Genomic DNA, 17,529 nt, shown 5'->3' with positions numbered 1-17,529 from the left:
GGCAACCGTCACCGATCGCTGCCCGAGGCGGCCTTCCGCGGCCTACTGTTGAGGAGTGCGCCTGCCGTGGCGCGGGCACAGCCGGCTGTGAGAGGGATCGGAATGAAACCGACCGACAGCGCCGCTCCGGCGTCGCGGCTCCGGCGGCTCGTCGTGCCCGCGCTGCCCGGGACCATCGTCACCGTGGCGGGCCTCGCGCTCGCCACGGGCGTCCTCATCAACCTCGGTAAAGGTGACGCGCTGTTTCCCGGCGGCTCCATAGGCTGGTCGCTGGCGCTCCTCACCGGCATCATCGTGGGCCATCTGGTCGCCCTCGGCCGGGACCGCTGGTGGGGCGGCACGGGCTCCGGCGCCGCGCTCGCCCTCGCCGTCCTGCTGCTGTTCGGCTGGGTGCCCGCCGCCCTCGTCAGCCTCTCCGTCGTCGTCCTGGTCGGCGCCGCCCGGCGTCACCGCTGGCGCCAGGCCGTGGTGCACGGCGCCGTGGACGTCCTCGGCATCGGCTCCGCGGCGCTCGGCCTGGCCGCGTTCGGGGTGGCCTCCAGCGTCCGCCACCCGTGGTCGCCGCCGGCCTGGAACCTCTCCGTCCTCCCCGAGGTCGTCGTCACCGCCGCGAGCTATCTCGCCGTCAGCCGCGGGCTGCTCTGGCTCAGCCTCACCCCGCGCACCGGCCAGCTGCCCCCCCTCCCCCGGACGGCCGTCGTACGGCAGGCACTCGTCGGCACCGCACTGCTCGGCATCTCCCCGCTGATCGCCATATGCGCCGTCCACGCCCCGCTGCTGCTGCCGCTGTTCGCGGTCCCGCTGATCGCGTTGGACTCCACCTTGTGGATAGCCCGCGCCCGCGCCGAGGAGCAGCTGCGCGACCCGCTCACCGGCCTGCCCAACCGCCAGTGGCTGCTGGAGCGCACCTGGACCGCGCTGGACGACGCCGAACGCGTCAACGCCCGCTCCGCGCTGGTCCTCATCGACCTGGACCGCTTCCGCTCCGTCAACGACACCCTCGGCCACCTCGCCGGCGACCGCCTGCTGCTGCAGATCGCGGACCGGCTGCGGCACGCCCTCCCGCGCGGCGCCGAGGCCGCCCGGCTCGGCGGCGACGAGTTCGCCGTCCTGCTGCCCACCACCGACTCCCTCACCAGCTCCCAGCGGGTCGCCCGCCATCTCGTCGCCGCCCTCGGCTCGCCGCTGGATCTCGACGGGCTGACCCTCGTGCTCGAGGCCAGCGCGGGCGTCGCGGTCTTCCCCGACCACGCCCTCGACGCCGAAGGCCTGCTGCGCCGCGCCGATGTGGCGATGTATCAGGCGAAGCGGGACCGCAGCGGCGTCGAGCTGTACGAGGCCAAGCGGGATGGCAACACCCCCGACCGGCTCGGCCTGTTGGGCGATCTGCGGCGCGCCCTGGACGCGGGCGACGTCGAGTTGCACTACCAGCCCAAGGTTGGCTTCGACGGCCATGTCGCCGGGCTGGAGGCACTGGTCCGCTGGGTGCACCCGGACCGTGGCAGGGTCCCACCGGACGAATTCATCGCCATAGCCGAGTCCTCCGGGCTGATGCCGCGGCTGACCGAATACGTCCTGGAGACCGCGCTCGCCCAGGTGGCGCGCTGGCGCGCGATGGGCCTGGAGGTGCCGGTCGCGGTCAACGTCTCCCCGCGCGATGTGCACTCCCCGGGCTTCGCCGGCGCGGTCGCCGCCCGGCTCGCCCGGCACCGTGTCCCACCGGGCGCCCTGCAACTGGAGATCACCGAGCATGTCCTCCTGGAGGATCCGCAGCGGGCCGCCGACACCCTCGCCGGACTCACCGCGCACGGCGTGAAGATGTCCCTCGACGACTTCGGCACCGGTTACTCCTCCCTGGTCCACCTGCGGCGCCTGCCGGTCAGCGAGCTCAAGATCGACCGCTCCTTCGTGGCCCGGCTGGCGGTCGACACCGAGGACGCCGAGATCGTCCGCTGCACGCTCGACCTCGCCCACTCCCTCGGCCTCCTGGTCGTCGCGGAGGGCGTCGAGGACGACGAGACCTGGGAGCGGCTGCGCGACCTCGGCTGTGACGCCGTACAGGGCTGGCTGGTGGCCGCCGCGATGCCACCGGACGAAACCACGGCCTGGCTCAGAGCCCGCGGTGAACGCGGCTGGCAGCGTGAATCGGAGACGGCCGCCCTTGCGGCGGAGAAGGCCGCCGAGCGCCCTTCGGGACAGGTCTTGAACTGACCCGGCCACCGGCCGTCCCACATCCCCGCTCCGAAGAACACCCCGAAGCCCCTGTCGAAGCCCCCGCGGAAGCCCCCACGGAGGGTCCGGCACCGCCCCCGGTGCCGCAGCTCCCACCCGGCCGAAGCGATCAGCCCGCCGAGCCCGCCCGCGACGGGGCCGAAGCCGACGGGGCCGAAGCCGACGGGCCCGACGGCGCCGGGCCCGAAGCCGTCGAGCCCGAAGCCTTCGATCCCGTGCGCGACGATCCCGTCGACGACGGGCCGTAAGCCGACGAGCCTGACGGACGCCGCCCGAGCCGCAGGCGCCCCGGGCCGGTCCCCGGCCCCGCCGCGCCCCGGGCCCCCGGGAGTCGCCGCCCGGCGAGGATCACCGGCCCGCGGGCCCCTCGCCCGGTGACCGCTGACCGGGCCCCCGGACACCGGGCGCCGACGGCCTGCGGCGGGCCCGCCCGCCCCCGCGGGAAAGCCCTGCGCAATTCCCCTGCGGTACGCAATAGGATTGGGCCCGCATATACCGCTACAGCCAAGAACACTCCGAGAACCCAGCAGAGGATCGCTGCATGCCTGGCATCACGCGCGAGGAGGTCGCCCACCTCGCCCGGCTGGCACGTCTGGAGCTGAAGGCCGAAGAGCTCGACCACTTCGCCGGACAGCTCGACGACATCATCGGCGCGGTCGCCCGCGTCTCCGAGGTCGCCGATCAAGACGTACCGCCGACCTCCCACCCGCTGCCCCTGACCAACGTGATGCGGCCGGATGAGGTCCGTCCGTCGCTGACCCCCGAGCAGGCGCTCTCCGGCGCCCCGGCCCAGGAGCAGCAGCGTTTCAAGGTGCCGCAGATCCTGGGCGAGGAGTGACCGACATGGCAGACCTGATCAAGCTCACCGCCGCCGAGATCGCGGCGAAGATCGCCGCCGGCGAGGTCACCGCCGTCGAGGTGACCGAGGCCCACCTGGCCCGTATCGAGGCCGTCGACGAGAAGGTGCACGCCTTCCTGCACGTCGACCGCGAGGGCGCGCTCGCCCAGGCCCGTGCCGTGGACGAGAAGAAGGCCCGCGGTGAGAAGCTCGGCCCGCTGGCCGGCGTCCCGCTCGCGCTCAAGGACATCTTCACGACCGAGGGGGTTCCCACCACCGTCGGTTCGAAGATCCTCGAAGGCTGGCTCCCGCCGTACGACGCCACGGTCACCAAGAAGCTCAAGGCCGCCGACGTCGTCATCCTCGGCAAGACCAACATGGACGAGTTCGCCATGGGGTCCTCCACCGAGAACAGCGCCTACGGCCCGACCGGCAACCCCTGGGACCTCACCAAGATCCCCGGCGGCTCCGGCGGCGGCTCCAGCGCCGCCCTCGCCTCCTACGAGGCCCCGCTCGCCATCGGCACGGACACCGGCGGTTCCATCCGCCAGCCCGCGTCCGTCACCGGCACGGTCGGCGTCAAGCCCACCTACGGCGGCGTCTCCCGCTACGGCATGGTGGCGTTCTCCAGCTCCCTGGACCAGGGCGGCCCCTGCGCCCGTACGGTCCTGGACGCGGCGCTGCTCCACGAGGTCATCGCCGGCCACGACCCGCTGGACTCCACCTCCATCGACGCGCCGGTCCCGTCGGTCGTCGAAGCCGCCCGCAACGGCAGCGTCGAGGGCATGCGCGTCGGCGTCGTCCAGCAGTTCCGCGGTGAGGGCTACCAGGCCGGTGTCATCCAGCGCTTCGACGAGTCCGTCGCCCTGCTGAAGGAGCTGGGCGCGGAGATCGTCGAGCTGGACTGCCCGTCCTTCGACCTGGCGCTGTCCGCGTACTACCTGATCGCGCCCTCGGAGTGCTCCTCCAACCTCGCCCGCTTCGACGCCATGCGCTACGGCCTGCGGGTCGGCGACGACGGCAGCAAGTCCGCCGAGGACGTCACCGCCCTGACCCGTGAGGCCGGCTTCGGCGCCGAGGTCAAGCGCCGGATCATGCTCGGCACCTACGCGCTCAGCTCCGGCTACTACGACGCGTACTACGGCTCCGCCCAGAAGGTGCGGACGCTGATCACCCGCGACTTCGAGAGGGCCTTCGAACAGGTCGATGTGATCGTCTCGCCGACCACGCCGACCACCGCCTTCCCGATCGGCGAGCGGGCCGACGACCCGATGGCGATGTACCTCGCCGACCTGTGCACGATCCCCACCAACCTGGCAGGCAACGCGGCGATGTCGCTGCCCTGCGGCCTGGCGCCCGAGGACGGGATGCCGGTGGGCCTGCAGATCATCGCCCCTGCCATGGCCGACGACCGGCTCTACAAGGTCGGTGCCGCGGTCGAGGCCGCGTACACCGACAAGTGGGGTCACCCGCTGCTAGAGGAGGCACCTGCACTGTGAGCGCCATGACCAAGAAGGCCAAGAACTTCAAGAAGTCCAAGGGCGGCCTGTACCTGTCGATCGGCAGCACCGCGTTCGGCGCCATCAGCGTCGCGAAGCAGGCGAAGCTGGCCCGTCAGGAGAGCGACACGCTCCGGCTGGTCGACGCCGCCGTTTCGGCCGCGGCGATCGTCACCGGCCTGGCGATCCTCTACCGCGAACTGAAGCGCCTGGGCGACGACGACGTCCTGCTGGGCTGAGAGGGAAAGTTTCACCGTGACTGTCACTGACCTGGTGTCGTACGAGGACGCCCTCGCGACGTACGACCCCGTCATGGGCCTGGAGGTCCATGTCGAGCTCGGCACCAAGACCAAGATGTTCTGCGGATGTTCGACGACTCTCGGCGCCGACGCCAACTCGCAGACCTGCCCCACCTGCCTGGGCCTGCCCGGCTCGCTGCCGGTCGTCAACGCGATCGGCGTCGAGTCGGCGATCAAGATCGGCCTGGCGCTGAACTGCTCCATCGCCGAATGGTGCCGCTTCGCCCGGAAGAACTACTTCTATCCGGACATGCCGAAGAACTTCCAGACCTCCCAGTACGACGAGCCGATCGCCTTCGACGGCTACCTCGACGTACAGCTGGAGGACGGGGAGATCTTCCGGGTGCACATCGAGCGCGCCCACATGGAGGAGGACACCGGCAAGTCCACCCACATCGGCGGTGCCACCGGCCGCATCCACGGCGCCCGGCACTCCCTCCTGGACTACAACCGCGCCGGCATCCCGCTCATCGAGATCGTCACCAAGCCGATCGAGGGAGCGGGCGAGCGGGCCCCCGAGGTCGCCAAGGCGTACGTCGCCGAGCTGCGCGAGCTCATCAAGGCGCTCGGCGTCTCCGAGGCCCGGATGGAACAGGGCCAGATGCGCTGCGACGTCAACCTGTCGCTGCGCCCCCAGGGCACCGAGAAGTTCGGTACGCGTTCGGAGACCAAGAACGTCAACTCCCTGCGCTCCGTGGAGCGTGCGGCCCGCTTCGAGATCCAGCGGCACGCCGCGGTGCTCTCGTCCGGCGGCACGATCATCCAGGAGACCCGGCACTTCCACGAGGAGGACGGCTCCACCACGGCCGGCCGCATCAAGGACAACGCCGAGGACTACCGCTACTTCCCCGAGCCGGACCTGGTGCCGGTGGCCCCCTTGCGCGAGTGGGTCGAGGAACTGCGGGCCACGCTCCCCGAGCTGCCGCGGGTGCGCCGCAACCGGCTGCGCGAGGAGTGGGGCATCTCCGAGCACGACATGCAGTCGATCCTCAACGCGGGCGCGGTCGACCTGATCACCGCCACCGTCGACGCCGGCGCGGACTCCGCCTCGGCCCGTAAGTGGTGGATGGGCGAACTGGCCCGCCGCGCCAACGAGGACGGCGTCGAGCTGACCGCCCTGCCGATCACCCCCGAGCAGGTGGCCCGGGTCACGGCGCTGGTCGCCGACGGCTCGCTCAACGACAAGCTGGCCCGTCAGACCATCGAGGGCGTACTGGCCGGCGAGGGCGACCCGGACACCGTCGTCGAGAAGCGCGGCCTGAAGGTCGTCTCCGACGAAGGTGCCCTGGGCACCGCCGTCGACGAGGCCATCGCCGCCAACGCCGCCATCGCCGACAAGATCCGCGGCGGCAAGGTGGCCGCGGCCGGCGCCCTGGTCGGCGCGGTCATGAAGGCCACCCGCGGCCAGGCGGACGCGGCCCGGGTGCGCGAACTGATCCTGGAGAAGCTGGGCGTCGAGGGCTGAACCCACCAAGGACCGCCCCCGCGCAGCGGCCGTCCTCCCGAGAGCGACTTCTCGGGGGGACGGCCGTTTCGTCGTATGGCCACCCGATCGGCCCAGCCGGGGAATGCCGGGGCAGGCCGCCGTGCTGTGATCGATGAGCAGCCCCCTCCGCGGTCCGGATGCGGACGGGGCCTCGCCCTCAGTCAAGGGAGGAACGGTGCAGCACGAATCTCTCACCGCGCGGATCGGGCGGGTCGGGGTCTGGCACGGTGGGCTCGGGCGGGTGCCGGCCGCGGTGGCGCGGCGGGCGGCGGGCGAGATCGAGCAACTGGGGTATGGCGCCCTGTGGTTCGGGGAGACGCCCGCCAACGAGTCGATGAGCCAGGCCGCTGTGCTGCTGGCCGCCACCGAGCGGATCACCGTCGCCACCGGCATCGCCAACATCTGGGTACGGGACGCCTCCGCCGCGCAGGCCGGGGCGCGGACCCTGGCCGAGGGGTACGACGGGCGCTTCCTGCTCGGTCTGGGGGCGAGCCATGCGCCATTGGTGGGTGCGCGCGGTCACGCCTACGCCAAGCCGCTGGCGGCGATGCGGGCCTACCTCGACGCGATGGACGAGGCCCCGGACGACGGTCCGACGGCCGAGGCGGCGCCGGGGCGGGTGCTGGCGGCGCTCGGCCCGAAGATGCTGGAGCTGGCGCGGGACCGGACGGCCGGCGCCCACCCGTATTTCGTCACCCCCGAACACACCGCCCGCGCCCGGGAGATCCTCGGCGCCGGCCCGCTGCTCGCGCCCGAACAGGCCGTGCTGCTGGAGTCCGACCCCGCGACGGCCCGCGCGCTGGCCCGTGAACACCACACGCGGTTCTATCTGCAGCTGCCGAACTACACCGGCAGTCTGCGCCGACTCGGCTTCGGGGACGAGGACTTCGCCGCCGGCGGCAGCGACCGGCTGGTGGACGCGATCGTGGCCTGGGGTGACGTCGACGCCGTACGGCGTCGGATCATGGAGCACCACGACGCCGGAGCGGACCATGTCGCCGTCCAGCCCGTGGCGGCGGACCGCGGCCTGGGGCTCGATCAACTGCGGGAACTGGCACCGGTGTTGCTGTAGACCATGTCCTGAGCGGCGAGCCGGATGTTGGCAGACATGGGGAGGGCCGTGGAGTTGGATTGTTCCGGACGGTTTTGGGAGATTGGGCGCCCGTTGCTGCCGCCGTAAAGGGTGTGTCCGCAGGTCTGGTGAGACCGGCATCGCTGGGTGGCCGAGCAGGACCATGTCTTGCTTGTGCCCCATGCTCTGCGCCAGATTTGCTTCATCTAATCTTGATCAATTACGGTCCACGATCACGCCAAAATCTGGCCAGCCAAAGCCCCTGTGGTGGCGCATATCGACCAAATTGGGCCCCGCTACTTGGCAGACTTCCTTCCGTTGACCACTGGGGGAAGCACATGTCAGGCAAATTGCAGGTCCATTTCGGGACCTTGGCTGAGGCCACCGAAGAACTCGATTCCATAGCCAAGTCGCTCCAGGAGCATCTGACGGAATTAGACCAGGCCGTGAAGCGGGTGTCCGAAAGCTGGGACGGAGACGCCCGGGAGGCGTCCGGAGGCTACTACCAGCAGTGGCGTTCCGCCTCGCGCAGTCTGCACCGAGCCGTCCGCGCGCTGCACAAGACCGTGCACACCGCGCACGGCAATTACTCGGCGGCGCGCACCGCCAACCTGCGCATGTGGGGAGGGGGCCGGTGAGCCGCTCATCCGCTCACGGCGGGAAGCCGATCGACCTGCATCCCGAGGATCTGCACCGCGTTGCACTTAAATTCGCAAAGGGCCAGGACCGCCTCGACTCCATCTCCTCAACCCTCAACACCGCGCTGCAGAACGCCGAAGGTATGGCGGGCAACGACGACTACGGCCACAAGTTCGGCAGGAAGTAAGATCCGGCTGCCAACGCCCTCTTCCGTACCTTGTCCGGCGCTGTACGCGCGATCGGTCAGCATTCCACCGGGCTGGTGACCACGGCCAACAACTACCTGAAGGCCGACCACCATTCCAATGCCAAGGGTGGGAAGGGCGGGCCGGAGCAGTACCCGGCGCCTCCCGTGGTCACCGACATCATGTACCCCGATGCGGCCTCCGCCATCGGGCCGGGACACAGCGACGTTCCCGACGTCATCGCGAAGTACTGGCCCAACGGCCACCAGGACAAGCTGCGCGCAGCAGCAGCCGCTTACCGAACTGCAGCTACTGAGATCGACAACCTCGGCAACGACCTGCACCAGCAGGTGCGCTCGATCACGGACAACAGCGATGATGACTCCCTTGACGCCATGGCCGGTTTCTGGGCGCAGATATGGCAAGGCGGTCATCGCGCGGGCAAGGCACCGCTGTCCGCAGCCAAGCACGCCTGCGACGAACTCGCAAAAGCCTGTGAGTCTTTCGCTCACGCCATCGACGAGGCTCACAGTGAGACGGAGTCGAATCTCGCTGAGGCTGGAATTGCGATCACCGTCACGACCATCGTGGGCGTCTTGCTGACCCCGTTCACCGGCGGCGGCTCGGACGCTGGAGCCGCCGCTCTCGACAGCGCGGAAGCCGCCGCGATCCTCGGCGGGGTCGAGGTCGCCCTCGATGATTCCATTGCTGCCATCGGCACCGACATGATCGCCGATCTGGAGGTCTACCTCCAGGCGGCTGCCGACGGTGTGCCCGAGTTCGAAGCGGTCGACGCGGAGACCACTGAAGTCGGCCAGGTCCTGGAACGCGAACTCGCCGAAACCGAAGCGCGCGAGCCCGCCGGCGTGGGCGGACGCGGCGGAGGGCGTGGCGGGGGCGGAGGACGTGGATCAAACGAGGCGCCGCCCCCCGAGGGCGGCCTCACTCCCATCGAGGATCTCTCCGCCGACGAGATCCTCGAAAACAACGGTGCCGCGCTGGGTAAGAACACGGGACGAAAAATGCCTGTAAGGACTCGCCCTCAAGAAGATCTGGACAAAATTTGGGAAAAGCTCACGGACGGGGCACCGAAACCCGCACCCGGAGAGAAGGCAACATTTTACATACGCCCGGATGGAACGAGGGTACAATACAGGACCATTTCCGGTTCGGGTGGTGACACTATCGATATCAATGGCGCTGCCGCAGGCAAGGGGAGTTTTAAGATTCACGTCCCCAAGGGAGGGAAATGATGGTCTCTTTGGAAAATCCGGTGGTAGAGGAAGTGCTTTTTCAAGGGGTCGAAGATTGGGTGGGGCTCACTACCGTTGTCGCTCTCGTGGAGAGTGAGAAGGAATCCTGGTGGAATCAGCCAGGCGAACCGGCCTCTCGTGACATCAAGGAAGCCGCGCTTTTGATCGTGAAGTTCCTTCTCTCCAGCGGGCTCATGAAAGCTGGCGAGCTCTCGACTTCGAATGCCGATCAATATGACTTCCTCGACTGGCCGGGCGGCACTCAAAAGATCCTAGAACATCTTTCGGATGAGTGGGTCGAGCTGACTTCCCTGGACCGCTTCGAGCCCTGCTGGCTTCGCAGTACGGAGGCTGGCCTGGAAGCAGGACGTGCCATCGACGGCTGACCACATTGGCGCAGTCCCGCCACCCTCCGGTCGGGCCCTCCACCGCTGCTCTGAGCTTCTGTGTGCCCGGCGAAAAGTGGAAATACTGTGGCGGTCTCACTGGGAAAACGCAATGCCACGTAGCGGCAAGGCTGCCCATGGGAGATCCGGCATCCGCGTCAGGCAGTCAAGATGAATTCTGCTGTGTCGAGAAGTGCAGAAATTGACTTTACGTTCACAGATCCGGTCACCATCTCAGCCATAATGCGTGCACTCGGCCCCACAGAGTGGGGCCGAGTGCAGCCTGCTGTTCTTTTCGCCCTCAGGCGGTGGTTCCCATGGCCTGCTGCTCGGGCGGGGTGTCCTTGTGGCTGATCGCCAGGTAGCCGACGAGCAGCACGATCGGGACGATGAGGGTCAGGGTGACCGGGCCCGTTCCCCAGCCGAGGCCGCCGCGGGAGGTGGAGACGCCCATCCAGTCGGCGAAGGAGGCCCCGAGCGGGCGGGTCAGTACGTATGCCCACCAGAAGGCGGCGACGGCGTTGAGGCCGAGGAAGCGTCCGGACAGTGCGGGCACCGCGATGAGGGCGGTGAACAGGATGCCGGAGGGCAGGTAGCCCCAGCGCAGGGTGCCCGCGGTGAGGTCGCCGACGGCGGTGCCGAGGGCGAAGGTGGCGAGCACCGTCGCCCAGTAGAAGGTCTCGCGGCGGCGGGTGCGGATGCTGTGGATGGACAGCGTTCCCTCGGACACGTACCAGGCGGTCAGGAGCGCGGCCAGGCCGAGGGAGAAGGCGATGACCGAGACCGTGTAGGGGATGCCGGCCACGACGTGCACGACATCGGCGGCCATCGTGCCGAAGACGCTGACCATGACGATGGCGGACCAGTAGACCCAGGGCCGGTAGCGGGTGGTCCGGAACTGGAGGACCAGCAGGGTCACCAGCCCGGCCAGCCCGAGGGCGCCGGCGGGTATCGGTCCGAGCGTCCGGCCGAGGTAGTCCGAGGCCGTCTCGCCCATGCCCGTGGTGAGTACCTTCACTCCCCAGAACAAAGCCGTGACCTGCGGTACCTTGCTCCAGCCCGGTCCGTGTCCACCCTCGGGTGCGGGGGTGGGGGTCCAATCCCCGCCCACGGGCCGTGCCAGCGCCTCGCTGCTCGACTGCGCCATCGTCTTGTCCGCCCTCCCGGCGCGGTGCGCCGTGTCGGCAACCTTCTGCATGTCGGGCGCCGTGCAGCCGACCACGCGCGTTTGTGGTCACTGCCCGGCTTTGGTCTACAAGACTGTAGACGATGGGTCAGGGCGAGCCGCGGCCGCCTCCGGTCTGCGGTCCCGGGGGCCGCCGTACCCGCATTCGGGCCTCCTGGAGTCGTCCGGCGGCGCGGGTCGGCGGATGATCGTCCCGACGGCTGGACGGGAAGGGGGCGTACGGGAGCGATGCGATGGGTGACGACCCCCAGCAGCACGGTGAGCAGCGCCAGGGCGGCGTGGAACGCGGCGAGGCGGGTGGCCCGGAGGGCTCCGGCAGTCCCGGCGGCCCGGGGAGCCCCGGCGCTCCCGGTGGCCTCGTACGCAGGCGATTCCTCGGGGCCGCCGCCGTAGGGGCCGCCGGTCTCGCCGCGGGGGTGACCGCCGGTTGTGACTCCGGGTCAGGCGGGGGGCCAGGTGCCCGCCCCGCCGGTGGCGACCCGCCGGACCTGGCCGCGGAGCGGGAGCGGCCCGGGGACCCGGACTGGCGGATCCGTTCGGCCGGTCCGCCCGACGCGGTCCAGGGCTACACCGACAAGGTGAGCGTCCTGCCGGGCGAGGAGTTCGGGCTGTACGTCTCGACCACCGCACCCGGCTTCCGCGTCGCGGCCTACCGGGTGGGCTGGTACCGAGGCGCCCAGGCCCGGCTGGTGTGGCGTTCGGAGCGGGTCGCCGGACGGCGCCAGCGCCCCGCGCGGCTGCTGCCCGCGACCCGCAGCGTACGCGCGGACTGGCAGCGCAGCCTCGCGGTGCGCACCGACGACTGGCCGCCGGGCGCCTATCTGCTCCGGCTGGACGCGGAGCACGGCCACCAGCGGTACGTCCCGCTGATCGTGCGCTCGGCGCAGGCCGCGGGCCGGACGGTGCTGATGCATGCGGTGACGACCTGGCAGGCGTACAACGCATGGGGCGGCTACAGCCTCTACCGGGGCGCGGACGGCGCGTACGGGACGCGGTCGCTGGCCGTCAGCTTCGACCGGCCCTACGACACCGACGGCGCCGGGAAATTCCTGGTCTACGAGCGCGCGCTGGTGGTCCTCGCGGAACGGCTCGGCCTTCCGCTGGCCTACACCACCGCGGTGGACGTCCACCGCACCCCGTCGGCACTACGGGGCGCCACGGCGGCGCTCTCGCTCGGTCATGACGAGTACTGGACCCCCGAGCAGCGGCAGCACGTCACCCGGGCCCGCGACGCCGGCACCAATCTGGCTTTCCTCGGGGCCAACGCCTGCTTCCGCCGGGTGAGGCTGGAGCCGGGACCGTCCGGCGCCCTGCGCACCGTGGTCTGCTACAAGACCGCCTACCGGGACGACCCGCACTTCGCCGGTCCGCACCGGGCCCTGCCCACCCACGACTTCCGCCAACCGCCCGCCGCCGACCCGGAGTCCACGCTGACCGGAGTCTTCTACGAGGGCTACCCCACGGACGCGCCGTACGTCGTCCACAGCGCGGACCACTGGCTCTTCGCGGGCACCGGAGTGCGGCGCGGCGCGGCCTTCGATCACCTCGTCGGGGTGGAGTACGACCGGGTCACCCCGCAGGCGCCCACGCCGGAGCGGCTGGAGATCCTCGCCCACTCGCCGCTGGTCTGCAACGGCCGGAGCAGTCACGCGAACTCCGCCTACTACACCGTGCCGAGCGGCGCCGGCGTCTTCTCCTCCGGAACGATGCGGTGGGTCGAGGCCCTCATGGCCGGCACCCGCGAGGACGGCCGCGACCACGGCATGGACGGCCGGACGCGGGCCTTCGTCACCCGGACCACGGAGAATCTGCTCCACGCCTTCGCCGAGGCGCCCGCGGCGAAGATCCGCCCGGCACCGCGGAACAACGTGGCGAGCGTGTACGGGACCTGAGCCTCGCCCGACCGGGCTTCAGTGGCCCAGTCGCTCCAGGGCGGCGAGCGGGTAGCGTTCCCCGGCGACGGCACCGTCGGGCACGGCCGCCCGGAGCCGGGCGGTCTGCTCGGGGTCGAGTGCGATCCCGGCCGCTGCCGCGTTCTCCTCCAGGTAGGCACGGCGTTTGGTGCCGGGGATGGGGACGATGTCCTCGCCCTGGGCGAGGAGCCAGGCGAGGACGGCCTGTGCCGGGGTGCAGCCGAGGGACTCGGCGATGGTCCGGACGGCCTGGACGAGGCGCAGATTGCGGTCGATGTTCTCCGTGGAGAACCGCGGCCAGCGGCGCCGGGCGTCCTCGGTGGTGAGGTCGTCGCGAGATGCCAGCGCGCCTGTCAGCATGCCGCGCCCGAGCGGGGAGTACGCCACGACGCCGATGCCGAGTTCCCGGCAGGTCGCCAGCGTCTCGCCCTCCACGACATCGCGTGTGAAGAGGGAGTGCTCCAGCTGTACGGCGCTGATGGGGTGGACGGCGTGCGCCCGGCGCAGCGTCTGCGGGCTCACCTCGCTGAGGCCCAGATGGCGCACGGAACCGGCGGCGACGAGCTCGGCCATCGCGCCGACGGTCTCCTCGATGGGGACGGCCGGATCGCGGCGGTGCAGGTAGTAGAGGTCGATACGGTCCGTACCGAGGCGGCGCAGCGAGGCGTGACAGGCCTCGCGCACCCAGGCGGCGGAGGAGTCGACCTCGTTCACCCGCCCGGTCGCGGCGTCGTGCCGCAGCCCGAACTTGGTCGCGATGATCATCCCGTCCCGCTGCGCGGCAGTACGGGTGCCCAGCCAGCGGCCGAGGAACTCCTCGTTGGCGCCCCGCCCGTAGGCGTCCGCGGTGTCGAGCAGGGTGACGCCGAGCTCGACCGCGCGGTCCAGGGTACGTACGGACTCCGCGTCGTCCGGGACGCCGTACGAGGTCGACATCCCCATGCAGCCGAGGCCGAGCGCGGAGACGCTCGGCCCGTGCGTACCGAGTCGGCGGTGCTTCATCGTCACCCCGGGCGCGGTCAGTTGGTGACGTCGGCGAGGAACGCGGCCCAGGCGGTGGCGCTCAGGGTGAGCGACGGGCCGTCGGGGTTCTTGGAGTCACGGACGTGGATGGCGTGGGGGCAGGTGGCCACTTCGAGGCAGTTGCCGCCCTCACTGCCGCTGTGGCTGGACTTGCGCCAGTCGTAGGCGATCTCTATGCAGTCGCCGCCAGCGCTGCCGCTGTAGCTCGACTTGTGCCAGGTAAGGCCGTTGGAGAAGGACTGGGCTTCTGTGCTGGTCATGACTCTCCTAGCAAGTCGTCCAGCAGGCCCCTGGTCTCCTCAGGGGTAAGGGCCTGCGATCGCAGCATCCCATACACCTGTTGATACACGCTGACTTCATCCGGGTCATCGATCAGGAAGCTGATCCGTTGCGCTTCGATGTAAACGAGTTGATCGTGTCCGGGCGTCTCCAGCAGGACGAGTGGACCATCCAGTGAAGCGTGGGAGGCTCGGGCGGTCGGCATGATCTGGAGGCCCAGAAACGGTAGTTCGGCACATCGCCGCAGATGGCGGATCTGTTCGCGTAAGGTCTCCGGCCCTCCTGTCGGCCGGTGGAGTACCGCCTCCTCCAGGATGAAGTTGAGAATCGGTCGTGGCTTCTTGCGTTCCAGTAGCTTCTGCCGGTCGAGACGAGCGGACACCCACTCGTCCGCCTCATCCTCATCGAGGGGCGGATACAGGCAGTCGAATACCGCCCGCGCATACGCTCCCGTCTGCAACAGCCCAGGCACCACCTGGTTCTGGTACGACAGCAGCGTAAGCGCCTCCTCCTCATGCTCCACCAGGTCCTGGACGAAGGCGGGCAGCTTCTCCCGCTCGGGAACCTTGGCCACCGCGACCGCCAACGCCCCCTTCGTGTCGAGGAGTTCATCGAACGTCTCCGCCAGATCGAGCTTCAGCGCTCTGCGCCCCTGCTCGATGGAGCCGATGGTGTCCTCATGGAGCCCGACCATCTCGGCCAGCTGGGGCTGGGTGATGCGGGCGGCCCTGCGGAAGTGACTCAGCTGGGCGCCGATCACATGCCAGGACGTGATCCTCTTCGGTTTGTTCGCCGGGTGCATGCGCTCTGCCTTCCCCTCCCCGCGACGGCATGACACCGCCAGAAGTCGTACATCGCATCCGTACGACCTGACGCTGTGGTCCAGCATGGTGACGCACTGTGACAGTGGCGGTTATGCACAAGGAGATCCGGGCGCTCTGCGCCCGTACGGCGTTCTACCGGCGCGAACGCCGATCCGTCCCGCGGGCGCGGCAGTTCGCCCGTACCGCCCTCACCGACTGGGACCTGGACCACCTCGCGGAGGACGTCCTGCTCTGCGTGAGCGAGCTGGCCACCAACGCCCTGTTGCACGGCGTCCCGCCCGGCCGTGGCTACCGGTTGGTGCTGGCGCTGGACGAGGGTGGGCTGCTGCGCGTCGAGGTGCACGACAGTGGTGACGGGGTGCCGTGGGCGCCGGCCCCGTACGACGGGGAGGGGGATGAAGCCGAGTCCGGGCGGGGGCTGCTGCTGGTGTCCGCGCTCGCCGACGCGTGGGGCGTCGGCGAGCGCGTGCCGGGGAAGATCGTGTGGTGCGAGTTCCGCGGTTACGGCAAGGGTTACGGCAAGCCGTGAACGTGCGGGCCGACCGCGTTCGACCAGGCGTTGCCGTTCGCCGCGTCCCAGTTGGTCGACCAGGTCATGGCGCCCCGGAGGTCGGGGTAGGTCCTGGCGGGCTTGAAGGAGCCGCAGGAGGTGCCCTTGGTGAGGCAGTCCAGGGCGGCGTTGACGACGGACGGGGCGACATAGCCGCTGCCCGCGCCCCGGGGGGAGGCGGGCAGGCCCAGGCCCACCTGGGAGGGGGCGAGGCCGCCTTCGAGCTGGATGCAGGCCAGGGCGGTGAGGAAGTCGACGGTGCCCTGGGAGTAGACCTTGCCGTCGCAGCCGAGCATCGAACCGCTGTTGTAATACTGCATGTTGACGACGGTGAGGATGTCCTTCACGTTCAGCGCGGTCTGGAAGTAGCCGCCCGAAGTGGACTGCATGTCGAGGGTCTGGGGAGCCATGGTGAGGGCGAGATGGCCGCCCGTCTTCTGGGAGAGCGAGCGCAGCGCCTGGCTCATATAGGTCGGGTCGAGCCCGTTTTCGAGGTCGATGTCGACGCCGTCGAAGCCGTACTGCTGCATGAGGGTGTAGAGGCTGTTGGCGAAGTTGGCCGCCGACGTGGCGTCGTTGACGGAGACGGTGCCCCGCTCGCCGCCGACGGAGAGCACCACCGACTTTCCTGCCGCCTGCTTGGCCTTGATGTCGGCCTTGAACTGGTCGACGGTGTAGCCGCCCAGGCCGGCCGAGTCGAGGGAGAAGGTCACGGTGCCCGGTGTGGTGGTGGCGTCCGCGAAGGCCACCGCGATGATGTCGTACGCGGCGGGCACGTCACTGATCTTCTGGACGGTCGCACCGTTGTTGAAGTTCTGCCAGTAGCCGGTGACCGCGTGCCGGGGGACGGCGGGGGTGGCGCCGCTGCCCGAGGGGGCGGTGGTGGCCGTGATCTGCGCCGAACGGGCCGATTCGCCGACGGCGTTGGTGGCCGACACCTGGAAGCGGTAGGAGGTGGCGGGGGCCAGGCCGGTGACCGTCGAGGACGTACCGCTCACCGCTTCGTACCTGGTGCCGTCGCGGTAGACGGTGTAACCGGTGGCGCCGGGGACCGGGGTCCAGGACAGGGCCACGGAGGACGGGGTCACCGCGCCGGCGGTGAGGCCGCCGGGCGCGTCCGGGACCTGTGACCCGGGGTCGGTGCCGCCCCCGCCGTCGGGTGCCAGGACGTTGAAGTCATCGGCGAAGTAGGCGGGTTGCCCGTACCAGCCATGGGTGTAGACGGTGACCGAAGTGGTCGCGGGGCCGGTGGTGAAGGTGGTGCTGAGCTGCTGCCAGCCGGTGGTGGACGGGGTCCAGGTGGAGACGTCCGTGGTGCCGGTGCCGGAGGCGCCCAGGTAGACGTAGGAGCCCTGGACGTAGGCGCTGAGCCGGTAGGTCGAGCCGGGCCGGACGGCGACGGTCTGGGAGCAGGTGGCGTTGTCGGCGGCGGTGGGGGTGGCCCTGAGGGCGCCGGTGCCGCTGTGGACGGGGGAGCCGACGGTGCCGCCGCTGCCCGCCGAACAGATCCAGTCGCTCAGGCCGGATTCGTAGCCCGCGTTCCTGGCGGCGTTGACATCGGCCGCGGCGGCCGGGGTGGAGCCGGAGAGGGTGGCCGCCGCGGCGGCGAGGGCCGCCAGTGCCGCCGTGAGCAGGCGTCTGTGGCGGGGCGGGCGGGTGTGTGCGGTGCGAGGCATGGCGGTCTCCAGTGCCGAAGGGGGGAACACGGGGAGAGGGGGGAGAGGGGGGAGAGGGGGGAGAGGGGGAGGACTGCAGCAAGACGGTGGCCACCGCTTCTGGCGACAGAATGGTTCAGACCAATGGGGTGGTCAAGAGGTCTGGCGCAACGGGGACTTGCGTATGAGCGGCGGACCGCCACCCGGGAC

18 protein-coding genes are annotated in these 17,529 nt (G+C 70.1%); 13 read left to right on the top strand and 5 right to left on the bottom strand.

The annotated features are described in order from the left end of the window. The first annotated feature begins 102 nt into the window (after positions 1-102). From OIU81_RS10500 to OIU81_RS10450, 11 genes are all read left to right on the top strand, one after another. The gene (locus tag OIU81_RS10500; protein ID WP_329146146.1) at positions 103-2,211 is read left to right on the top strand and encodes a putative bifunctional diguanylate cyclase/phosphodiesterase; all 2,109 of its coding nucleotides are present in this window, start codon (positions 103-105) and stop codon (positions 2,209-2,211) included. Positions 2,212-2,312: 101 nt separating this feature from the next. Next, positions 2,313-2,480, top strand: a complete 168-nt coding sequence (locus OIU81_RS10495) for a hypothetical protein (protein WP_329146144.1) — start codon at positions 2,313-2,315, stop codon at positions 2,478-2,480. Positions 2,481-2,773: 293 nt separating this feature from the next. After that, positions 2,774-3,070 carry an Asp-tRNA(Asn)/Glu-tRNA(Gln) amidotransferase subunit GatC gene (gene gatC / locus OIU81_RS10490; protein WP_006602950.1) on the top strand — a complete coding sequence of 99 codons (297 nt, stop codon included), beginning with the start codon at positions 2,774-2,776 and terminating at the stop codon, positions 3,068-3,070. A 5-nt stretch (positions 3,071-3,075) separates the two neighbouring features. After that, positions 3,076-4,569 carry an Asp-tRNA(Asn)/Glu-tRNA(Gln) amidotransferase subunit GatA gene (gatA, locus tag OIU81_RS10485; protein WP_443073962.1) on the top strand — a complete coding sequence of 498 codons (1,494 nt, stop codon included), beginning with the start codon at positions 3,076-3,078 and terminating at the stop codon, positions 4,567-4,569. A 5-nt stretch (positions 4,570-4,574) separates the two neighbouring features. Further along, the gene (locus tag OIU81_RS10480; protein ID WP_168484043.1) at positions 4,575-4,808 is read left to right on the top strand and encodes a hypothetical protein; all 234 of its coding nucleotides are present in this window, start codon (positions 4,575-4,577) and stop codon (positions 4,806-4,808) included. A 16-nt stretch (positions 4,809-4,824) separates the two neighbouring features. Continuing rightward, positions 4,825-6,333, top strand: coding sequence for an Asp-tRNA(Asn)/Glu-tRNA(Gln) amidotransferase subunit GatB (gene gatB, locus OIU81_RS10475; protein WP_329146140.1), 1,509 nt, complete (start codon positions 4,825-4,827; stop codon positions 6,331-6,333). 196 nt (positions 6,334-6,529) lie between these two features. Then, the gene (locus OIU81_RS10470; protein WP_329146139.1) at positions 6,530-7,426 is read left to right on the top strand and encodes an LLM class F420-dependent oxidoreductase; all 897 of its coding nucleotides are present in this window, start codon (positions 6,530-6,532) and stop codon (positions 7,424-7,426) included. Positions 7,427-7,764: 338 nt separating this feature from the next. Continuing rightward, positions 7,765-8,064: a WXG100 family type VII secretion target gene (locus OIU81_RS10465; protein WP_329146137.1), complete on the top strand. Its 300-nt coding sequence runs from the start codon at positions 7,765-7,767 to the stop codon at positions 8,062-8,064. Continuing rightward, the gene (locus tag OIU81_RS10460; RefSeq protein WP_329146135.1) at positions 8,061-8,252 is read left to right on the top strand and encodes a hypothetical protein; all 192 of its coding nucleotides are present in this window, start codon (positions 8,061-8,063) and stop codon (positions 8,250-8,252) included. Before OIU81_RS10465 ends, OIU81_RS10460 begins: the two co-directional genes overlap by 4 nt. 75 nt (positions 8,253-8,327) lie before the next feature. Beyond that, positions 8,328-9,503, top strand: a complete 1,176-nt coding sequence (locus OIU81_RS10455; protein WP_329146133.1) for a WXG100-like domain-containing protein — start codon at positions 8,328-8,330, stop codon at positions 9,501-9,503. Continuing rightward, on the top strand, positions 9,500-9,889 hold the full coding sequence (locus OIU81_RS10450) for a hypothetical protein (protein WP_329146132.1): 390 nt from the start codon (positions 9,500-9,502) through the stop codon (positions 9,887-9,889). Before OIU81_RS10455 ends, OIU81_RS10450 begins: the two co-directional genes overlap by 4 nt. Positions 9,890-10,190: 301 nt before the next feature. On the opposite strand, the gene OIU81_RS10445 is transcribed toward OIU81_RS10450, so the two are convergent. Continuing rightward, positions 10,191-11,036, bottom strand: coding sequence for a COG4705 family protein (locus tag OIU81_RS10445; protein ID WP_443074131.1), 846 nt, complete (start codon positions 11,034-11,036; stop codon positions 10,191-10,193). 272 nt (positions 11,037-11,308) lie between these two features. On the opposite strand from OIU81_RS10445, the gene OIU81_RS10440 reads away from it, so the two are divergent. After that, complete coding sequence (locus tag OIU81_RS10440; protein WP_329146128.1) at positions 11,309-12,967, top strand: N,N-dimethylformamidase beta subunit family domain-containing protein; 1,659 nt, start codon at positions 11,309-11,311, stop codon at positions 12,965-12,967. Between the two features lie 18 nt (positions 12,968-12,985). On the opposite strand, the gene OIU81_RS10435 is transcribed toward OIU81_RS10440, so the two are convergent. The 3 genes from OIU81_RS10435 to OIU81_RS10425 are packed head-to-tail and all read right to left on the bottom strand — an operon-like array spanning position 12,986 to position 15,092. Next, positions 12,986-13,990, bottom strand: coding sequence for an aldo/keto reductase (locus OIU81_RS10435; RefSeq protein ID WP_329146127.1), 1,005 nt, complete (start codon positions 13,988-13,990; stop codon positions 12,986-12,988). Positions 13,991-14,007: 17 nt separating this feature from the next. Continuing rightward, complete coding sequence (locus OIU81_RS10430; RefSeq protein ID WP_329146125.1) at positions 14,008-14,271, bottom strand: DUF397 domain-containing protein; 264 nt, start codon at positions 14,269-14,271, stop codon at positions 14,008-14,010. Next, the gene (locus OIU81_RS10425; RefSeq protein WP_329146123.1) at positions 14,268-15,092 is read right to left on the bottom strand and encodes a helix-turn-helix domain-containing protein; all 825 of its coding nucleotides are present in this window, start codon (positions 15,090-15,092) and stop codon (positions 14,268-14,270) included. Before OIU81_RS10425 ends, OIU81_RS10430 begins: the two co-directional genes overlap by 4 nt. A 113-nt stretch (positions 15,093-15,205) precedes the next feature. Between OIU81_RS10425 and OIU81_RS10420 the strand changes: the two genes are divergently transcribed. Next, complete coding sequence (locus OIU81_RS10420; protein WP_329146122.1) at positions 15,206-15,643, top strand: ATP-binding protein; 438 nt, start codon at positions 15,206-15,208, stop codon at positions 15,641-15,643. Here OIU81_RS10420 and OIU81_RS10415 read toward each other — a convergent pair. Then, the gene (locus OIU81_RS10415) at positions 15,628-17,340 is read right to left on the bottom strand and encodes a chitinase (RefSeq protein ID WP_329146119.1); all 1,713 of its coding nucleotides are present in this window, start codon (positions 17,338-17,340) and stop codon (positions 15,628-15,630) included. The two genes, OIU81_RS10420 and OIU81_RS10415, sit on opposite strands and share 16 nt — an antisense overlap. Positions 17,341-17,529: the final 189 nt, after the last annotated feature.

The sequence above is a fragment of the Streptomyces sp. NBC_01454 genome (assembly GCF_036227565.1).
In the GTDB taxonomy this organism is placed as follows: Bacteria; Actinomycetota; Actinomycetes; order Streptomycetales; family Streptomycetaceae; genus Streptomyces.
The sequence above is the reverse complement of the archived record's forward strand: the minus strand, read 5'-3'. Positions and strand labels throughout refer to the sequence as shown.

What these genes read in the sequence shown, in the direction of transcription:
- OIU81_RS10500 (WP_329146146.1), top strand. Translation starts at nt 103, where the DNA reads ATGAAACCGACCGACAGCGCCGCTCCGGCGTCGCGGCTCCGGCGGCTC.
- gatC (WP_006602950.1), top strand. Translation starts at nt 2,774, where the DNA reads ATGCCTGGCATCACGCGCGAGGAGGTCGCCCACCTCGCCCGGCTGGCA.
- gatA (WP_443073962.1), top strand. Translation starts at nt 3,076, where the DNA reads ATGGCAGACCTGATCAAGCTCACCGCCGCCGAGATCGCGGCGAAGATC.
- OIU81_RS10480 (WP_168484043.1), top strand. Translation starts at nt 4,575, where the DNA reads ATGACCAAGAAGGCCAAGAACTTCAAGAAGTCCAAGGGCGGCCTGTAC.
- OIU81_RS10465 (WP_329146137.1), top strand. Translation starts at nt 7,765, where the DNA reads ATGTCAGGCAAATTGCAGGTCCATTTCGGGACCTTGGCTGAGGCCACC.
- OIU81_RS10450 (WP_329146132.1), top strand. Translation starts at nt 9,500, where the DNA reads ATGATGGTCTCTTTGGAAAATCCGGTGGTAGAGGAAGTGCTTTTTCAA.
- OIU81_RS10445 (WP_443074131.1), bottom strand. Translation starts at nt 11,036, where the DNA reads ATGGCGCAGTCGAGCAGCGAGGCGCTGGCACGGCCCGTGGGCGGGGAT.
- OIU81_RS10440 (WP_329146128.1), top strand. Translation starts at nt 11,309, where the DNA reads ATGGGTGACGACCCCCAGCAGCACGGTGAGCAGCGCCAGGGCGGCGTG.
- OIU81_RS10435 (WP_329146127.1), bottom strand. Translation starts at nt 13,990, where the DNA reads ATGAAGCACCGCCGACTCGGTACGCACGGGCCGAGCGTCTCCGCGCTC.
- OIU81_RS10430 (WP_329146125.1), bottom strand. Translation starts at nt 14,271, where the DNA reads ATGACCAGCACAGAAGCCCAGTCCTTCTCCAACGGCCTTACCTGGCAC.
- OIU81_RS10425 (WP_329146123.1), bottom strand. Translation starts at nt 15,092, where the DNA reads ATGCACCCGGCGAACAAACCGAAGAGGATCACGTCCTGGCATGTGATC.
- OIU81_RS10420 (WP_329146122.1), top strand. Translation starts at nt 15,206, where the DNA reads ATGCACAAGGAGATCCGGGCGCTCTGCGCCCGTACGGCGTTCTACCGG.
- OIU81_RS10415 (WP_329146119.1), bottom strand. Translation starts at nt 17,340, where the DNA reads ATGCCTCGCACCGCACACACCCGCCCGCCCCGCCACAGACGCCTGCTC.